The sequence below is a fragment of the Pseudomonas sp. HP_12 genome, assembly GCF_055283955.1.
Genome location: NZ_JBTOQG010000051.1, coordinates 1 through 278 on the forward strand (window position 1 = coordinate 1; position 278 = coordinate 278).

1 protein-coding gene is annotated in these 278 nt (G+C 61.5%); it reads left to right on the top strand.

The features are described from left to right. Positions 1-181, top strand: a 181-nt coding sequence (locus ACYASU_RS21555; RefSeq protein ID WP_463583993.1) for a hypothetical protein, incomplete at its 5' end; no start/stop codon positions are given. Between the last annotated feature and the right edge of the window lie 97 nt (positions 182-278).

Here is a 278-nt window from a genome sequence, read left to right on the forward strand (position 1 = left end):
CCGTGGGCCCGCCGCCATCCGCCATCCATGGCGGGGGGCGGCTCTCGCGGCATCCATGCCGCTCGGCCCACTCCGCGAGACCTGCGTTCAGCCTGCACCCAAGTCGCGATTTGCGGTGTTTGAGCCATTTTCGTATGAATATCAAAAGCGCTTCAAAGCAGATCAACAGCTTCCCGGCTGAAGCCGGTCCTACAGTCGGAGGCGATTCCAGAGGGTACGCGATGCTTTTAGTGGGACCGGCTTTAGCCGGGAAGAGGCCAGCTCAGGCGCCAACAATT